The sequence below is a fragment of the Paenibacillus terrae genome (genome assembly GCF_000943545.1).
Classification (GTDB): domain Bacteria; phylum Bacillota; class Bacilli; order Paenibacillales; family Paenibacillaceae; genus Paenibacillus; species Paenibacillus terrae_A.
Genome location: NZ_JTHP01000051.1, coordinates 1 through 17,212 on the forward strand (window position 1 = coordinate 1; position 17,212 = coordinate 17,212).

The window sequence follows — 17,212 nt, forward strand, 5'->3', positions numbered from 1 at the left end:
ACACGACGACTATCGTTATAATCCGTCCATCCCGGGGTAAAGTAAGCATCGCCCACTCTTTGTCCATTTAACTCCAGTTCATACAGACCCAGGCTTGTAGCATAAATGACTGCTTTTTTACTTTTCCCTCAACTGAAAAACATTTGGAAGTGGCAAAAGGAGCGCGTGTCTGAAACTCTTCATTTATGCTCCGCTCCTTCACCGTGATCCATTGTGCTTTCCAGTCCTGCTCATGGAGCAACCCCATCTCCCAAAAGCCGGACTCACTCCATTTCGATTCTTCTGGTTCTGTGTCACCCGCTCCTTGAGCCCACACTTTTACCCGATAATAATATCTTTGTCCTGATTCCAGTGGAGGGCCTTCATATGGAAACAGAATGGATTGATCCGAATAGGCAAAATGATTCCAGATCAGCAGTTCAAAAGTGGGATTAACGGATACTTGCAATTGGAACCGTTTTTGTGAAACATACATTTTGTCAGATTCAATCTGCCAACTGAGTCGCGGCTTTTTACAACCAAGTCCAATCGGATTATTTAAATGCTCGCATCTAAGCGCTTTCACTTTTAGCATTCTTATGTCCTCCCTGAGGTCTTCTTTTGTATTTCTATACTTAAATTAAAACGCTTTCATCGATTATGCGTCAATGTTGTATCCATGCATGTTATATGCTTGATTTACAGGTGTTGAAATTCCACCCCTTATATTGAATCTTAAAATGGATCTATTAGAAAAATATGTACGTTTTCAAAGCAGCACTCCTTAAAAAAGCCTGAATCCGTTTGGGGCGGATTCAGGCTTGAATTTTACTATAAAGTATATTTATTCTTTTTTAGCTAGCTTATGCCTGTCCGGCTATCACTTGTTCCGGCGTGGAGGTCGGGTACAAGTGGCAGGCGACCTGCCGACCCGGTGCAGCTTCGGCAAAGATTGGCTGTACTTTGCTGCAAATGTCCATGGCTGCCGGGCAGCGGTTGTGAAACGCGCAGCCGCTGGGCGGATTTTCCGGGCTCGGCACATCGCCTTTAAGCACGATCCGGTCCCGTTCCGCTTCTGGATCGGCTACAGGTACCGCAGACATCAACGCCTTCGTATACGGATGCAGCGGCTCCTTGAACATTTCTTTGGTCGGTGCGAGTTCGACTAGCTTGCCCAGGTACATCACACCAACGCGATCGCTAATAAATTTGACGACCGACAGATCATGGGAAATGAACATATACGTCAGGTCGTACTGTTTTTGCAAGTCCTTCATCAGGTTGAGCACCTGCGCCTGAATGGACACATCGAGCGCTGAGACCGGCTCGTCACAAACGATAAATTTGGGATTGAGCGCCAGTGCCCTTGCAATCCCGATCCGCTGACGTTGACCGCCCGAAAACTCATGCGGGTAACGATGAGCGTGATAAGGGGACAATCCGACTACTTCGAGTAGGTTTTCTACACGCTCTTTGAGCTGTGCTTTGCTCAACTTTTCATGGGTGATGAGCGGTTCTTCCAGCACCTGCTGTACCGTCCATCTTGGATCAAGTGAAGCAAACGGGTCCTGAAACACCATCTGCATATCCGTTCTGAATTTGCGCAGTTGCTCGTTATTTAGCTTCCGTATATCCGTACCGTTAAACAGAATCTCTCCATCGGTTGGTTCAATCAATCTGAGGATTGCTCGACCGGTTGTAGATTTTCCACAGCCGGATTCCCCCACGATTGCCAGGGTTTCACCCTGCTGTACAGTCAGGTTAATACCATCCACCGCTTTGACTGCTCCCACTTGTTTGGAAAAAAGTCCTTTTTTGAGCGGATAGTGTTTTTTCAGATTACGTAATTCAAGCAGTGTACTCATGATATCCCTCCTGCTGTAGCAAGCAGCGGCTTTTGTGCCCAGGTTCCACTTCCACAAGCCCCGGGGCCTCTGCAAGGCAAATTTCTTTGGCAAACTGACAGCGTGGTGCAAAACGGCAGCCTTTTGGCATATCGAGCGGGTTGGGAACCTGGCCCGGAATGGAAGCCAGACGCTCCTGATCACTGTTCAATTGCGGCAATGATGCTAACAGACTTTGTGTATATGGATGCTTGGGAGCTTTAAAAAGCGTTTTGACATCCGTTTCTTCCACCACCTGCCCGGCGTACATAATAACCACCCGATCACACATTTCAGCTACAACGCCAAGGTCATGGGTAATCATCAGAATGGAAGTTCCTTCGGACTTTTGCAGGTCACGCATCAAATCAAGGATTTGCGCCTGAATGGTCACGTCGAGTGCCGTGGTCGGCTCATCCGCGATCAGCAGCTTCGGATTGCAGACCATTGCCATTGCAATCATAACCCGCTGGCGCATCCCTCCCGAGAGCTCATGCGGATAAGAAACGGCTACTTTCTCTGGGCGTGGAATACCAACTTTCGTCAACATTTCCACGGCCATGTCCTTGGCTTTATGTTTACTTACACCGTGATGGTATCTGGCAGATTCGGCAATTTGTTTACCGATTTTGAACACGGGATTCAGCGAGGTCATAGGCTCCTGAAAAATCATAGCCATCTCATTGCCTCGAATTGAACGCATTTTCCGCTCTGAGTAATCCAGTATGTTTTCGCCGTTAAACCGCACTTCACCAGCAGCTACTTTCCCAAGCCCTTTGGGGAGAAGCTGCATAATGGAAAGGGAAGTGATGCTTTTGCCACACCCAGATTCCCCAACGATTCCAAGTGTTTCCCCTTTGCCAACCGACAGATCGACGCCATCCACTGCCCGGATGGTACCCGCCGCAGTCTCGAACTCTGTGCGGAGATTGGTTACTTCAAGCAATTGTGCCATGTCCTCTTCCCCCTCCTTGTCCATCACGAATCTTCACGTTTTTATCTAAAAGGACGAGTCTATTCGGACTTGCCCATCGTTTGCAGATGCTTCATGTCTCCGTACAGCTTGGTGATATGTTGAAATTCTTTTTCCGAATGAAAAGAGCATTGGCCGCGTCCATAGGCCTTGGCTGTTTCCACAGCCACTTTAGCAGCCAGCGAAATATCGCCTTCGTGGCTTGCACCCGTTGCACTGCCTGGTACGGGGGCGGCTGCGGTAATTGCTACACCCACAACCGGGGCCGAGGTTGCCACCGCTGGCTGCAAAATGCTGTTGATATGATACAGATCATTGCCGTAAGGTGTAATATCCTGCGTGGTCACAGCAAAAGTAACACACGGTTCGCCGGTTACGGTCTGCACAATATCGACAAGGTCTTCACTGATCCGCAACACGTAGCCCTCACGTACGGTAGGGGAAATAGCAATCCCTTTATGATTGATGACACGATTCCCTTTTGTGGTATCAATCGACAGAATGGCTTCCATCTCGGGAGTCACTTCGTAGTTGTTCATAGTCAAAATATCTACTGGCGAATCCATAAATGGAACCGGATCATGCGGCTGGGTAGGTGCATCCGGGCAAATGTGTGTACAGATAATCACGTCGCCGTCCAGCACATCACCTTTGGACTGCATAGACAAAAGCTTGGCTGCTGCTGAAATCGCTGCTGCCGCGCCATCACCATCAGATACAAATCCGATCATTTCCGGACGTGCTCCAAGTCCGCCAAGACGACCAATCACACCCAGGGTTGGGCAATCGCCACCGCGAATACGACCGTTTTTTCCGGCAATAACAACTTTGATAAAATCCGTAGAGCCTTTCTGACCCTCAACGGTTGTGACGCTGATGTCCGCTTGACCCAGTTGTTCCAGATAAGCTTTTACTTCCGCCCCGCTAGCGGACGGGCTGTCCAAAAGATCATATACCTCGTAAACTTGTTTCATCATACGTCTAGCTCCCCTTAAGCTTCTGTTTTTGTTGTGTTCAGATATTTAAGCGCCGTCAAGGCGTATACTTTCGCGGATTGAATGATCTGCCATACCGGAGCTCTTTCGTTGAAGTTGTGGATGGTTCCCAGGTCGGCAGGTCCATATTGCAATACCGGAATATTATATTGGCGGAATGCACGTGCATCACTGGTTGCCCACTGCAACACGCCATAGGCTTCTTTACCGCTAACCTCAGCGATGGAATCCACAAGATCATGCACAATCGGTTCGGTTGGCGGAGTCCAGTTGGCATTACCGAAAAACCCGAACTGCTTGGGTTCAACGTGAATGTCTACACTAGCAAGTAATTCTTTCGCTCTAGCCAGTACATCCCGGTGGTCTACACCAAAAGGAACGCGGGAATCCACTTGTACCGTACAACGGTCGGCAACCACATTGACTTTGGTGCCCCCCTGAATCGTACCGATGTTCACTGTTACATGGTCAAAGGCTTGCCCATAAGCCGGGTTTTCCCGTTCGCTTACATAACGCTTGGAAATTTCAATGATCTCTTTGACTTCTTCCGGAATGTCTGGTTTGATATCCCACAGTTGTTGCAGGGCTTCAATTCCTCTGGCCGCTTTCAAAATAGCACTTTCACCTGCGATCGGTTGCAGACTGCCGTGACCCGGCGTACCTTCAACGGTAAACTCAAACCAGCAGCTTCCTTTTTGACCGATCGTCGGGTTTTGCGGGCCCGAAGGCTCTGCGATCACAGCAGCCGTTCCTTCAATCAGTTTTCTTTCCAGCACCCAAGGTACCCCAAGATGTCCCCCGGTTTCTTCGTCTGGAACAACCAGCAGCGACAATGCGCCCTCAAGCGGTACACCAAGTTTAGATAACAGTGCCACTGTAAAAATCAATCCACCCAGTCCGGCTTTCATGTCCGAAGCGCCGCGGCCAAGCAGATAGCCGTCACGAATTTCACCACAGAACGGATCAAAATCCCAACGGGTACGATCCCCTGCCGGAACAACATCCGTATGTCCGCAGAAGATCAGTTTTTTTCCATCTACGGATTCAGTTCCATAGTCGGAAATAAGATTCCACATATTTGGCCCGGATTCATGTACAGTTGTTTCAATTCCCGCTTCTTTAAGGTAGTCCATAATAAACTGGCTGATTTCACGTGAATCACCTGGAGGATTTTCCGAGGGAAACTGAATTAACCGCGAGCAAAGCTCAAGCAGTTCATCCTGCCGTTTTTCTATTTCATCAAGAACTAACGTTTTCCAATCTGTCATTTCCATTCAACCCCTTCACGTTTTCCATATAGCTAACTGAACCCTTACTTTCCATACAGATCAGCTTCATACTTCAGGTGTAAAATGATAGCCTTCGGCTGTAAGAAACCGAAGGCATCAGGGTAAGATGAGCAACTTACTCTTTATTCAATGAGTAGAATCGGATCACTTCATCCGGGTAGTAAACATATCCAGTGACGTCTTTGCCCATGCCAACAACCCGATTGTATTCATACAGGTACGCCCAAGGCGAATCTTGATTGATAAGTTCTTGTGCTTTGCCATACAGTTCTTTTCGTTTATTTCCATCTTGCTCTTTGCCTGCTTGCTCCCACAGCTTATCCACTTCTGGATTAGCGTAATGGATATAGTTCGAGGAACCACCGCTGTACATCAGGAATCCAAGATGGTAACCCGGGTCATTGACGAAGGAGGTCCATTTGGAGATGTATGCTGTCAGGTTGCCTTCTCGTTGTTGTTCAAGGAACTGTGCACGGGCAACGTTGACAACGTTCATTTTCACGCCGATTTTGGCAAGCTCAGCCTGGATTAATACGGCGTCATCCGCCCAATCCTGGAAGCCCGAGCCTAGGGTCAGGTCAAAGCTAAACCCATTAGGATAACCCGCTTCTGTAAGGAGTTGTTTCGCTTTAGTCAGGTCGTGCTTATAGCTGTAACCTGCATCACTATAGCCAGGTGTGTTACTTGCCACAGAACTCTTCATTTGTTTGGCTTGACCGTACATGACGTCATCGATCAATTGCTCGTAAGGTACAGCATAAGAGATCGCTTGACGTACTTTTGGATCATTAAAAGGTTTGACTTTATTGTTCATGGCGAAATACAAAATCCGGTTACTTGCATTGGATTGAACCTTCAGATCGGTGTTGCTTTCCAGCTTCGAGACGTCTTTTGCAGGAATTTCAATCGCCATGTCGACGTCACCTTTATCCAGCAGTAATACACGGTTAGAAGCTTCTTTGGTAAACTTCATCGTAACTTTGCTTAATTTTGGTGCACCTTGCCAGTAACTCGCATTAGCATTGAAGACAGCTTCTGATGCAGGGTCCCATTTTTCAAGCTTGAACGGACCGGAGCCTGCCGCATGTGTTTTCAAATACTCGCCATCGCCCTTTTCTTTGACAAGCACGTCATCCACGATAGAGAAGTTATACAAAGACAGAATTTGCAGGAACATATGATTAGGCTGGGACAATGTAATGATAACGGTGTGCTCATCCGGCGCTGTAGCGGTTTTGATAGAGCTCATACCATAAAGGAAGCTACCAGAATCAGAATTTTTAAGCCGCTCCAAGGAATACAACACGGAATTGGCAGTCATCGGATTGCCACTTTGGAATTTAACGTCTTTACGCAGATGCATTGTATAGGTCATGTTATCAGCGGAAACATCCCATTTCTCAGCCAGCATGGGCTTAATTGCTTCTGTATCTGCCACTTCACCACTGTCCGTAGATTTTTTTCCGTAGGTCACAAGCTGATCATAGAGCGCAAGCACAAGGGTGTCCGATGTAAGATCACTTGCTTCAGCAGGGTCCATGGTTGACCCTCCCTCCGAGTAAGCAAGTGTAATTGCTTTTGGTGGGGATGAGGCATCTGCGCCTTTCTCTCCAGATGAAGCGGACGGGCTATTGGCATTGCTTGCGCAGCCTGCCGTCCAAAGCAACGTAGACAAGACGACAATTAGAGAAAGACTTTTTTTCAACATGGCTTACGTTCTCCCCTTTGATGATCTATTATTTTTATTTGCTAGAGCGCAGTCTAGGATCAAGCACATCCCGCAAACCGTCTCCAAGCAAATTGAAGCCCAAAATAGCTGTCGCGATTCCAAGACCCGGGAAGGTCACAATCCACCACTCACCGGAAATGATATACGCTCGCCCTTCTGAAATCATCGCGCCCCACTCGGCAATCGGGGGTTTGACGCCAAGACCGAGGAAGCTGAGACTGGCAGAGGTCAGGATGGCAAAGCCCATCCCCAGCGTTGCATTCACAAGCAGTGGAGCAAGCGCATTGGGTAGAATGTGGCGAAACAAGATGGTTCGGTTGGTTACACCAATGGCCCGGCTGGCCTCAACAAACTCCTTTTCCCGTAGAGAAATGGTTTGTCCGTGAATCAGTCTGGCGAATTCGGGTATGCCTACAATCCCCACGGCGATAAGTGCGCTCATCAGTCCTGGTCCCATGGCCGCAGCGATCGCCATGGCGAGTACCAGCGATGGAAAAGCAAGCAGGATATCCATACAGCGCATAATAATGCTGCCCATTCGACCGCCGTAGAAGCCAGCGATGGCTCCAAGCGGTACGCCGATGATAAATGAGATCGACACGGCGATCATTCCGGTCCATATGCTGATTCTCGCTCCATAAATAACACGGCTGAGAATGTCACGTCCGTAATTATCGGTCCCAAACCAATGTTCTGCACTTGGCGGCAGCAGCTTGTTAGCCGGGTCGGTTACGTAAGGATCATGTGGAACGATCCATGATGAGAGGATCGCGATCAGCGTCCACCCCACAATAAAGATGAATCCGATTAAAGCGAGTTTGTTGCCAAACAACAATTGCCAAAAGGTCTTTCTTTTCGGTATAGCGGCTGCATTGGGCTGAGGTACAGCCGCTTTTGCTACCAAATCACTTGCAGTGCTCATCCAAGTACCTCCCCTTACTTTTTATGCTTTGTGTCATTATTCGTACCGGATACGCGGATCAATCAATCCGTAAACCAGGTCGACTCCAAGGTTGATAAAGCTGTAAATCAGCGCACTCACTAAGGTAAAAGCTTGAATGGGCGCGTAATCAGCGGCCAAAATGGAATCCGTCACATAACTGCCGACTCCCGGCCAGGTAAAGATGGTTTCCGTAATAACCGCCCCGCCAATCAGATAGCCGACCTGCAAGCCAAGTACGGTAAGTGTCGGAATAAAAGCGTTAATCAGAGCGTGCTTGTAAATGACTACTCCCTCACGCAGACCTTTGGCTCTGGCCGTGCGGACAAAATCCTGCCCGATGACCTCCAACATGCTGGAACGCATCATCCGTGCCACAATCGCCATCGTACCTGTACTTAGGCAGATTGCTGGCAGGACTAAATGGGATAAACTGCTTTTTAAAGCTACAAAATCACCAGTCATCAAACTATCGATTACATAAAGTCCCGTAATGTTTGTTGGTGGATTGATGTCACCGCTGATTCGGCCCATTGGCGCCGGAGCAATGCCCCATTTGGCATAAAAAATATAAATGAACAACAGTCCGATCCAGAAGATGGGCATACAAGCCCCAATCAGAGAAAACACACGCGAAATGTGGTCTACAATCGACTCTTTGCGAGTGGCCGCCAGAATGCCGATCGGGATCGCAACCAGGATCGCAATAATCAAGCTTGCCAGCGCCAGCTCAATGGTTGCCGGAAACCGGGTAGCAAAATCACTCGCCACCGATTGCCCGGTGTGGTAGGCCTGGCCCAGATCACCCTGGAACAATCCGCCTACATAATGAAAGAATTGAATGTACTTCGGTTGATCCAGTCCCATGCTGCTGCGAATATTTTCAATCGTCTCAGGTGTAGCCTGTTCCCCCGCAAGCATCACGGCAGGATCACCCGGAAGCACTCTCGAGATAATGAATGTAATGACGATAATACCAAGCAGTGCCGGAATCATTTGAATCAATCGACGTAGTGTGTAAACGGCCACAGCCTGTCCCCCCTTGTTCTTATTCCCATGTTTTCTTTTTTGTCATCTTTTTTATCATCACTTGTTATTTTGATTAATTGTACTAAGGAACAGGATGAGGTACTACGTCCTGAATAACTAAAAAAAATGACGAATTTTGTCGTTCACGCACTAAAATGACTCATTACGTCATTTAAATGTTATATATTAATGAAAAAAATTAAAAACATGACAATATTACAGTAAAGCAGTATCGCAGTATAGCGTTGCCATATTGTTGTATATAAAAGCACAAAGGCCCTTCATCCAACAGGACAAAGGACCTTTATCAAATGACTTGTTACATCTCTGCGACTCTACAAATTCCCGGTTACGACAATCCCCTCTGCTTGTTCCAACTGCACTCTGGCCCAAGTTGTAAAAGAATCTATGAATGCACGCAGTTCTAGCTCTTTAGTAGGCCAAGCATCCATTTCTGTTAAGATCTCGCGCCACACCGGCTCCGAAATCGGATTATCCCAGCAGGGATCAAAGGCCTCATACGTTTCTTCCGTTTCAGAATCGATAAGCGGATATTTGGACTTTAATGCAGACAACAGGATATCAAAGTCATCCGCGTAGATAAAGATCATCTCCTCCAGCTTCGGTTCGTCTGTATCCCGAAAGCGCAGCGGTGCAAAAATATATCCTACATTCAATCGTGGCCCGCTATAGCGGTAGATTAGTGTCTGAATTTCTTTTTTCCTCTTCCTAGTCAATTTTTCCTCAACTTTCCTTCCATCTCTCCGCATCCTTACCGCCAATATGAACTATTTATTTAACCTTCTGAGCTACAGGCTCTATTTTACCTTTTCCTTTTCTTACCCCCAACAGAATGACGGCCATAACAGCTACCAGAACCGCTATAAACGCAAAGGGAATATATTTGTCCACCCGATACAGAGTCGTCGTCAAAATAGGAGCAATGATCGCAGAAATGCCCTGAACAGCAGCCACTAAACCAGCGGCTCCCCCCTGCTGTTCTTTACTGACAGACAGAGAAGCACCCGCCATAAAGCCGGGCATTAGCAAGCCCGTACCTATACCAAACATAAAGAACGCTGCATAGTAAACGATCAAACTGGTTGACACCAGAAATAATCCCATTCCCGTAATCAGGAACAGAGAACCAAGCAAAATCATCGGCTTAGGCTGCCATTTAAGCCATTTCATCTGAACGATCTGTACAATCAACATGGCTGCCCCGGAAAACATGAGCCCAAAGGAAACGACTCTTGCTGTTTCTTCGGATGAAAGGCCTAATTGATCTTGAAAATAAAATCCGCCTATAACCTGGATGGTCACAATACTAATCATCGTAACCAAACCTGCAAACAAATACATTCTTAGACCAGACTGAAATGGGTTAATCCGAGCCGGCTTTTGCTGAATAACGGGTTTAGCAGCCGGAATCGCCAGCAGGGCCACTACAAATGCAACAGCGGCAATCACGATCCCAAAATATAAGGGCCACAGCAGCCCTATTAAAGTAAAGGCACCTGCAATAGCGGGCCCAAATACCAGTCCAAGCCCATTGGCCGCGCTAATGATAGCCATCCCAGTACCTCGATCTTCTCCCTCCGTTACATCCCCCATATAGGCTTGAGAGGATGACAGCACTGCTGGGATAAACCCGCCTATTAAACCACGTGTAACTATCAGCAGGACTAACAACAGCCACCCGCTGAGCCATCCATTTAACCCGCCAAAAAGAGTAAGCGTAAACAGCAAGCAACTTACACACATCCCGATGAACCCAATCAGGATTACAGGTTTGCGTCCTTTTGCATCACTCAGATTTCCCCATACTGGAGCCATTAAGGCCATGGTAATGGAACCCAGCGATATGATTAACCCGGAATGACTTTCTCTTAACCCTAATTCACGAATAAGGGGCGGCATAATTGGAGCAATGAGCATGAGCCCTAGCATAGCCACAAATACACTAAAAAAGATGCTCCCTTTTATTCTATTCATCCTCGTACACTCCTCTGTTATAGATTCTCTCTATGCAGAAGTATACGAGTGATAGCAAAACCCTGCTGCCTATATACGGATTATTCTACGGTTAAACGGATTTTAATTTTAAAATACTTTCTTTATGGATGATGGCTTCACTCCGTATTCGCGGAAAAATTGCTCTGAAAATGCACTCACATTACTGTATCCTACAGCCATCGCTGCTTCTGTCACATTGCTTTCTTGACTTCGTAGCAGCTTCATCGCATAGTCCAGACAAATGTGACGCAAATATTCAAATACAGTAGTTCCAAAACAAGCCTTGAACCCCTTTTTTAATTTAAAATCGTTTAGGCCAACTTTCTTGGATAATGTGATCAGTGAGGGAGGATCAATCATGCTGGATTCAAGGATTTGCCGGGCCATATGCAGCTTTCTGACATCTTCTTTAGACAAACCTTCGGGCATGGGTGTTAAATCGAATAATTGAATCATAAACCTGTTTAAAATCTCTAATGCCGCTGCTTCCATTAATAAAGATGATCTATGCACACTTTTCAAGTCTTTTATCAAATGCTCTATCATCACTATACTTCTGTGATCCAGTTCAAAACTAAAATGATGGAATGCAGCTCCCTTAAGAATTTGATTAAATTCAATGGCTACCTGCTGACGAGCTACCAACTGTGAGGTCGCATAGTTAAACAACGAGACAGGGATGCCAAGTGCAAATGATGTATATTGCTCATGAACCGGAGGATAAAAATGCGCTTTAAAATCCTGTAAAAAGATAAGTGCCCCTCGCCCTATCGGGAGTGTACAATCCAGACCGTCCACATGGACATGGCGTTGACCGGAAAGCGCAAATTGTAGTTCAATCATTTGTCCACTGGAAGAAAACTAGGTTGGATATGGCTCAAAAGAAGCACTCGTGGCCTGGGTGAAATATGTGGCAATGGCTTATTCAGAGCAGCATATTAGAATAAATACAATATCTCCAGGTGCAACGAACACAGCCATGACTGAAGATTTTAATATCATATTTAAAAAAGTGATATCTGAAGATTTTACCTCCGTTGCAGGAATTGCTACTCCCGAGGATCAAGCAAATGCGTTATTATTAATAAATAGTAGCTTATCCAGCTATATTAGCGGGCAAGATATATAAGTAGATTTTGCTGGAGCCACTCAATATCTTTTTCATAAAGGAGAATGACAACATGAATCCAAAAAAAATTAAAAATGTAACTATTAATGCTTCATTCAGCAGCGAAAATGAAGTTGCTAAAAAGAATATGGATGTCATTATAGACTTTTTTTCTTTATACCTAGGGGACACGGACAAATTTTATTCTCTGTGGGTTGAAGATAATCCGGTTGTCATTACTCCATTTACGACTGATGATGTGGCGGTTTTGCACGATTCTGTTCAAGAAGGCTGGGATGCCGTAAAAGGTTTCTTTAATCCCATTTTTAATGATATGAAAGGGACGTTCGAATGGACCATTGATGAGTTTATGGTCGGAGAAAATCCTAACACGATTGTGACAAAAACACGCAGCCATATTGATATCACAGCGAATGGAGCATGGGGAGAAGACAAAAAAATAAAATACAACGGGATCTATGTACAGATCTTTAAATTTGAAAACAATAAAATTAAATCTTTTGAAGAGTATTATGATACTGCACTGTTAAACAAACAATACTCATAATGACTGACTAGTAGAAAAAAGTCTCGGCCTATGATCTACATTTCCATTACGGAATGCACATTTCAGAGACCGAGACTTTTTTCGTTCTTTATTCTGCGTCAACATCACCCGTTATTTTTTCTACTAACCCTCTCAAGCCGTGGTTGGTTACATTTAATTGATCAATAACATTCATAAATTCCGTTACAAGCTTGGCTTGCTCTTGGGAGGAAACCGCAATCTGCGTGATCTCCTGTTCCATGTTATAAACCGATTGTCTGACAGCTTGCAAGGACTGTTCAATCCGTCCGGTAGCTTCCTTTGTGCCCGTAGACATCTTGCGGATTTCTGTAGCGACAACGCCAAAACCCGCTCCTGCCTCACCCACCCGGGCTGCTTCAATTGCTGCATTTAACCCAAGCAAGTTTGTCTGCTCTGAAATTTCCTTAATGTAGCCAGCCACTTCAGTCACGTTACCGGAATCTTCAACCGCCTGTTTCGTATTGCTCAAGATTTCTTCGGCTGTCGCACTAAGCTCCTCCGAATGGGCCGCCACATGCTGAATCCCTTCAACTAGCTTGCTGGTAACCTCCTCAGCTTGAGTCATCAACTTCCTCAATTGATCTTGATTATCCATACTATAGGTAATACACATTACAGCCGCAATTTCATTCTGTTCATTCTTAATCGGATGAAAATATGAATCAGCAGCGATTCCAAAAACTTCAGCAGCATAACGCTCTCTGGTCTTTTCACCACCCACTAACATTTTGAAGTTTCTGTGGACGTCAGGAAGAGGATCGCCTGCTTTGAAGTCATACACTAAACTTTTACCTGATTGAAAGAACAGAAACTTTTCTCTATCCATTACAGAAATTGAAACATCTTGTCGTGCAGCTTCTTTGATAAACGGCATAGCGGCCAAAACAGCTTCTACTTGATTCATAATATGTATCCACTTCCTTATATTTTGATATATGCCCTATCCTTTATTTCGACATTTTCATCCAAATATTTTAGTCAATTTAAAAATACAATTCATTTCCTTTCATATGTATACCATGTTCATTTTCTTTTAGGTAGTTTCATGTAAGTTATCACTGTCGAGAATTTCCGCACTCTTTCTGTTATTATCGAAAAAAGATTGTTTTCATTTCATAATAAATTCAAACAGCGCGTACCAATGGAGCATCGGCACGCGCTGGCTGTATATATATTTTTTAAGACCCGTTTTTGGGTTCTCTCCACTCGCAAATCAGACATTAGGATTTAATCCAACTGCTCTCCATTCGTTTCTATCACGTTCTTGTACCAATAGAAACTCTTCTTTCTGGATCTGGCAAGTGTACCGTTGCCTTCATTATCCTTATCAACGTAAATGAAGCCATAACGCTTTTTCATTTCACCGGTTCCTGCACTTACCAGATCAATACATCCCCACGGAGTATAGCCTATCAAGTCTACCCCATCAGCAATCGCTTCTTTCATTTGCTCAATGTGTTGTTTCAGATAGTCAATTCGATAATCATCGTTAATTGAACCGTCTTCTTCCACTGTATCTACGGCACCGAGACCATTTTCAACAACCATTAATGGGATTTCATATCGGTTATAAATGTTATTGAGGGACCATCTTAATCCCTGTGGATCGATCTGCCAGTCCCAAGCACTTGCTTTCAAATGAGGATTCTTTAATCCCATGGATAAATTCCCTCCCACCTTCTCCTGGTTGGGATCGGCACTGACACAAGTAGATGAATAATAACTGAAGGTATAGAAATCCACACAGCCTTCTTTAAGGATATTCTCATCATTTTCTTGCATGGCGATATCAATATTATTTTCTTTAAAATATCGCTTGGCAAATCCGGGATAGGCTCCTCTTACTTGAACATCTGAACACAGGAAGTTGCTCAAGTTATCCTTTTGTTGGGCCAGCAGTAAATCATCAGGATGACATGTAAGTGGATACGAACACATATAAGCAATCATACAGCCGATTTTAAAGTCCTTGTTGATTTCATGCCCCAGCTTTACTGCCTTTGCGCTGGCAATAAATTGATGGTGCAACGCTTGATACAGAACCTGCTCATCCTTCACTGTAGCATGGGCAAGCTCTCCATTCCCCTCCGGCATCATAGCCCCAGCCATGAACGCGCCAAAAGACAAGGTTAAGATATTGATTTCATTAAAGGTTAACCAGTATTTCACGACATCTTTGTATCTGTTAAAAAGCACTTCACAATATCTCACATAAAAATCGACAACTCTGCGATCTGACCAGCCATTATATTTTTGGGTTAAATGAAACGGTGCTTCATAATGTGAGATCGTAACCAAAGGCTCAATATTGTACTTTTTCAATTCTGCGAATACACGATCATAGAACTGTAAGCCTTGCTCATTCGGCTCTGTATCATCCCCGTTAGGAAATATTCTTGACCACGCAATGGACATTCTAAAGACCTTGAATCCCATTTCCGCAAATAAGCGGATATCCTCTTGATAGCGGTGGAAAAAATCAATAGCCTCGTGACTTGGATAGTTCACTCCTTCCTCCAGTACAGGCGTAATTCTTCGTGAAGTCGTATGCGTTCCGGCTGTAATCACATCAGCGGTGCTTAGTCCCTTGCCATCTACATTATATCCACCTTCAAATTGGTTGGCAGCCGTAGCCCCTCCCCATAAAAATCCTTGTGGAAATTCCTTAGTTATATTTTTCATTGTTCAGTTCCTCCTCAACATTTAATTAGGATTAGACTACAACCGTCAATAAATCCTCTTGAAAATCAATCGACTTCTTCTCTGTTTCAATAACATCCAGGTAATTGGCAGTATTGGCAACGATAACAGGTGTGGTCAGAACAAAACCTGCCTCTTTGATAGCTTCCATATCAAACTCCATGAGCAGCTGACCTTTTTTAACAGCATCCCCCTGTTTTACTTTAGGATAAAAATGTTTGCCTTTTAATTTGACTGTATCCTTGCCTACATGGATGAGGACTTCAACACCGTGATCACTTGTAATTCCGATCGCATGACCTGACGAAAATAATGATGTTAATACGCCGTCTACAGGTGAAACGACCTTGCCTTCGGAAGGCTCAATGGCAATCCCTTTACCCAGAGCACCTGTCGAAAAGGCTTCGTCTGTTACTTCAGATAAAGGCTTCACTTCGCCTTTTAATGGACTCATCACAGTCTCTTGTTTGACTAAAATTTCTCCTTTAGCTCCTCCTGTTGTGCTGTCTTCCTTATTCGCTTCTTTCACTTCATCATCTTTAAATCCGCTAAAGAACATAAGCAAGAATCCTAATACAAAGCTTACCAAGATTCCAATAATAGCTCCATAAAATCCGCTGTCTATTCCTGCCGGGCTGATATAGCTCGGAATGGCGAAAACACCCAATCCACCGAGGATATACCCTTTCGTTCCCATCATTCCTATAATGCCGCCGCCTACTGCAGCCGCTATACAGCTTAAAATAAATGGTTTCTTGCGTGGTAATGTAATCCCGTAAATCGCTGGTTCTGTAACACCAAAAATCCCCGAGATGACAGCTGGAATGGAAAGTGATCTCAGCTTTGCATTTTTGGTTTTAAACAAAATTGCCAGCACGACACCCGTCTGAGCAAAGGAAGCTCCAAGCGTCGCAGCAAGGATCGGGTCGAATTTGAGCACTGCCAAATTGTTAAGTGCGATCGGAACAAGTCCCCAATGTAATCCAAAGATAACAAACACTTGCCAGAAAGCACCCATGAGTATACCTTCAATAATTGGACTTAAGTTATACACAAAGAGAGTGCCTGCGCCAAGCAGCTGACCAGCCCAAGTTGAGAGAGGTCCAATTGCGATCAGTGCTAACGGAACAATAACTAACAAGGTGAAAAACGGAACCAAAAATGTTCTCACTACGCTAGGGATGACCTTTTTAAAGAAGTTTTCTATTTTTGAGCCTACATAGGTGGATATGATAATCGGAAGAACGGTTGACGCATAGCTCATCAGAATGACCGGAATACCCAAAAATGTTATATACACAGGCGATTCAAATATGGTTCCGCTAAATAAAGTGTACAGCGGTTTGCCCGAGGCTGTTATCGTGCTAAATGTCGGATAAACAAGCGATGCCCCTATGGCCATACCTATAAAAATGTTGGCATTGAACTTTTTGGCCGACGTATACCCCAGGAAAATAGGAAAGAAGTAGAACAAACAATCACCTAAAGCATTGAGAATTTGATAGGTACCTGATGTTGTGGTAAGCAAGCCCAAAGCTACAAATAAGGCAGTGAAGCCCTTAATCATACCCGTGGCACTCAGGACACCAAGCGTTGGTGTAAATACACCTGAAATCGTATCAATGAATCTATTGAACAAACTCACTTTTTCATCTGATACCTCTTCTGAAGACGCTTCCTGGAAACCGCCTAAAGCAATAACTTCAGCGTAAACCTCCGGTACATGATTACCTATAACAACCTGATATTGTCCGCCACTTTTTACTACTGTAACAACACCATCCATGTTTTTCAAAACCTCTGTATTAGCCTTGCTTTCATCTTTTAGTTTGAAACGCAAACGTGTTACACAATGAGTTAGACTATTCACATTTTCTTTGCCGCCGACATTTTTGATAATGTCTTTTGCTAATGTCTCATACTTCATCGTAACTTCCCCTTTATTTGTATTTGGCATTCTGCATCCATCTCGAGAGCGTTTC

At 44.9% G+C, this 17,212-nt stretch carries 14 protein-coding genes and 2 pseudogenes; 2 read left to right on the forward strand and 14 right to left on the reverse strand.

Annotated features, from left to right (window positions below; all coding sequences use genetic code 11):
* The 11 genes and pseudogenes from QD47_RS21095 to QD47_RS21145 form a co-directional block, all read right to left on the reverse strand.
* Positions 1-574 (reverse strand): annotated as a pseudogene (locus QD47_RS21095) (glycoside hydrolase family 78 protein); the annotation flags it as partial.
* A 268-nt stretch (positions 575-842) separates the two neighbouring features.
* Positions 843-1,844, reverse strand: a complete 1,002-nt coding sequence (locus QD47_RS21100; RefSeq protein WP_044647982.1) for an ABC transporter ATP-binding protein — start codon at positions 1,842-1,844, stop codon at positions 843-845.
* Positions 1,828-2,817: an ABC transporter ATP-binding protein gene (locus QD47_RS21105; RefSeq protein ID WP_044647983.1), complete on the reverse strand. Its 990-nt coding sequence runs from the start codon at positions 2,815-2,817 to the stop codon at positions 1,828-1,830. Before QD47_RS21105 ends, QD47_RS21100 begins: the two co-directional genes overlap by 17 nt.
* 59 nt (positions 2,818-2,876) lie before the next feature.
* Positions 2,877-3,812: a DUF1177 domain-containing protein gene (locus tag QD47_RS21110; protein WP_044647984.1), complete on the reverse strand. Its 936-nt coding sequence runs from the start codon at positions 3,810-3,812 to the stop codon at positions 2,877-2,879.
* A 14-nt stretch (positions 3,813-3,826) separates the two neighbouring features.
* Entirely contained in the window at positions 3,827-5,098 is a 1,272-nt protein-coding gene (locus tag QD47_RS21115) for a M20 family metallopeptidase (protein WP_044647985.1), read from the reverse strand.
* A 136-nt stretch (positions 5,099-5,234) separates the two neighbouring features.
* Complete coding sequence (locus QD47_RS21120; RefSeq protein ID WP_044647986.1) at positions 5,235-6,827, reverse strand: ABC transporter substrate-binding protein; 1,593 nt, start codon at positions 6,825-6,827, stop codon at positions 5,235-5,237.
* 34 nt (positions 6,828-6,861) lie between these two features.
* Complete coding sequence (locus QD47_RS21125) at positions 6,862-7,770, reverse strand: ABC transporter permease (protein ID WP_044647987.1); 909 nt, start codon at positions 7,768-7,770, stop codon at positions 6,862-6,864.
* 36 nt (positions 7,771-7,806) lie between these two features.
* Positions 7,807-8,817 (reverse strand): ABC transporter permease, encoded by a 1,011-nt coding sequence (locus tag QD47_RS21130; protein ID WP_200893485.1) that lies wholly within the window; start codon positions 8,815-8,817, stop codon positions 7,807-7,809.
* Positions 8,818-9,152: 335 nt separating this feature from the next.
* Positions 9,153-9,494: a hypothetical protein gene (locus tag QD47_RS21135; RefSeq protein ID WP_235332320.1), complete on the reverse strand. Its 342-nt coding sequence runs from the start codon at positions 9,492-9,494 to the stop codon at positions 9,153-9,155.
* Positions 9,495-9,609: 115 nt separating this feature from the next.
* A complete protein-coding gene (locus QD47_RS21140) occupies positions 9,610-10,812 on the reverse strand; it encodes an MFS transporter (RefSeq protein WP_044647988.1) in 1,203 nt (400 codons plus the stop codon).
* Positions 10,813-10,920: 108 nt separating this feature from the next.
* Positions 10,921-11,709, reverse strand: a pseudogene (locus tag QD47_RS21145) (helix-turn-helix domain-containing protein); the annotation flags it as partial.
* Positions 11,710-11,749: 40 nt separating this feature from the next.
* On the opposite strand from QD47_RS21145, the gene QD47_RS21150 reads away from it, so the two are divergent.
* Positions 11,750-11,962 (forward strand): SDR family oxidoreductase, encoded by a 213-nt coding sequence (locus QD47_RS21150; RefSeq protein ID WP_161797191.1) that lies wholly within the window; start codon positions 11,750-11,752, stop codon positions 11,960-11,962.
* A 52-nt stretch (positions 11,963-12,014) separates the two neighbouring features.
* Positions 12,015-12,509: a nuclear transport factor 2 family protein gene (locus QD47_RS21155; RefSeq protein WP_044647989.1), complete on the forward strand. Its 495-nt coding sequence runs from the start codon at positions 12,015-12,017 to the stop codon at positions 12,507-12,509.
* An 88-nt stretch (positions 12,510-12,597) separates the two neighbouring features.
* Here the strand turns inward: QD47_RS21155 and QD47_RS21160 are convergent, their stop codons facing one another.
* The 3 genes from QD47_RS21160 to QD47_RS21170 all read right to left on the reverse strand — a co-directional run bounded on the left by QD47_RS21160 (position 12,598) and on the right by QD47_RS21170 (position 17,157).
* Positions 12,598-13,434 (reverse strand): methyl-accepting chemotaxis protein, encoded by an 837-nt coding sequence (locus QD47_RS21160; RefSeq protein ID WP_044647990.1) that lies wholly within the window; start codon positions 13,432-13,434, stop codon positions 12,598-12,600.
* A 323-nt stretch (positions 13,435-13,757) separates the two neighbouring features.
* Positions 13,758-15,212 carry a glycoside hydrolase family 1 protein gene (locus QD47_RS21165; protein ID WP_044647991.1) on the reverse strand — a complete coding sequence of 485 codons (1,455 nt, stop codon included), beginning with the start codon at positions 15,210-15,212 and terminating at the stop codon, positions 13,758-13,760.
* Between the two features lie 31 nt (positions 15,213-15,243).
* The gene (locus tag QD47_RS21170; RefSeq protein WP_044647992.1) at positions 15,244-17,157 is read right to left on the reverse strand and encodes a beta-glucoside-specific PTS transporter subunit IIABC; all 1,914 of its coding nucleotides are present in this window, start codon (positions 17,155-17,157) and stop codon (positions 15,244-15,246) included.
* Between the last annotated feature and the right edge of the window lie 55 nt (positions 17,158-17,212).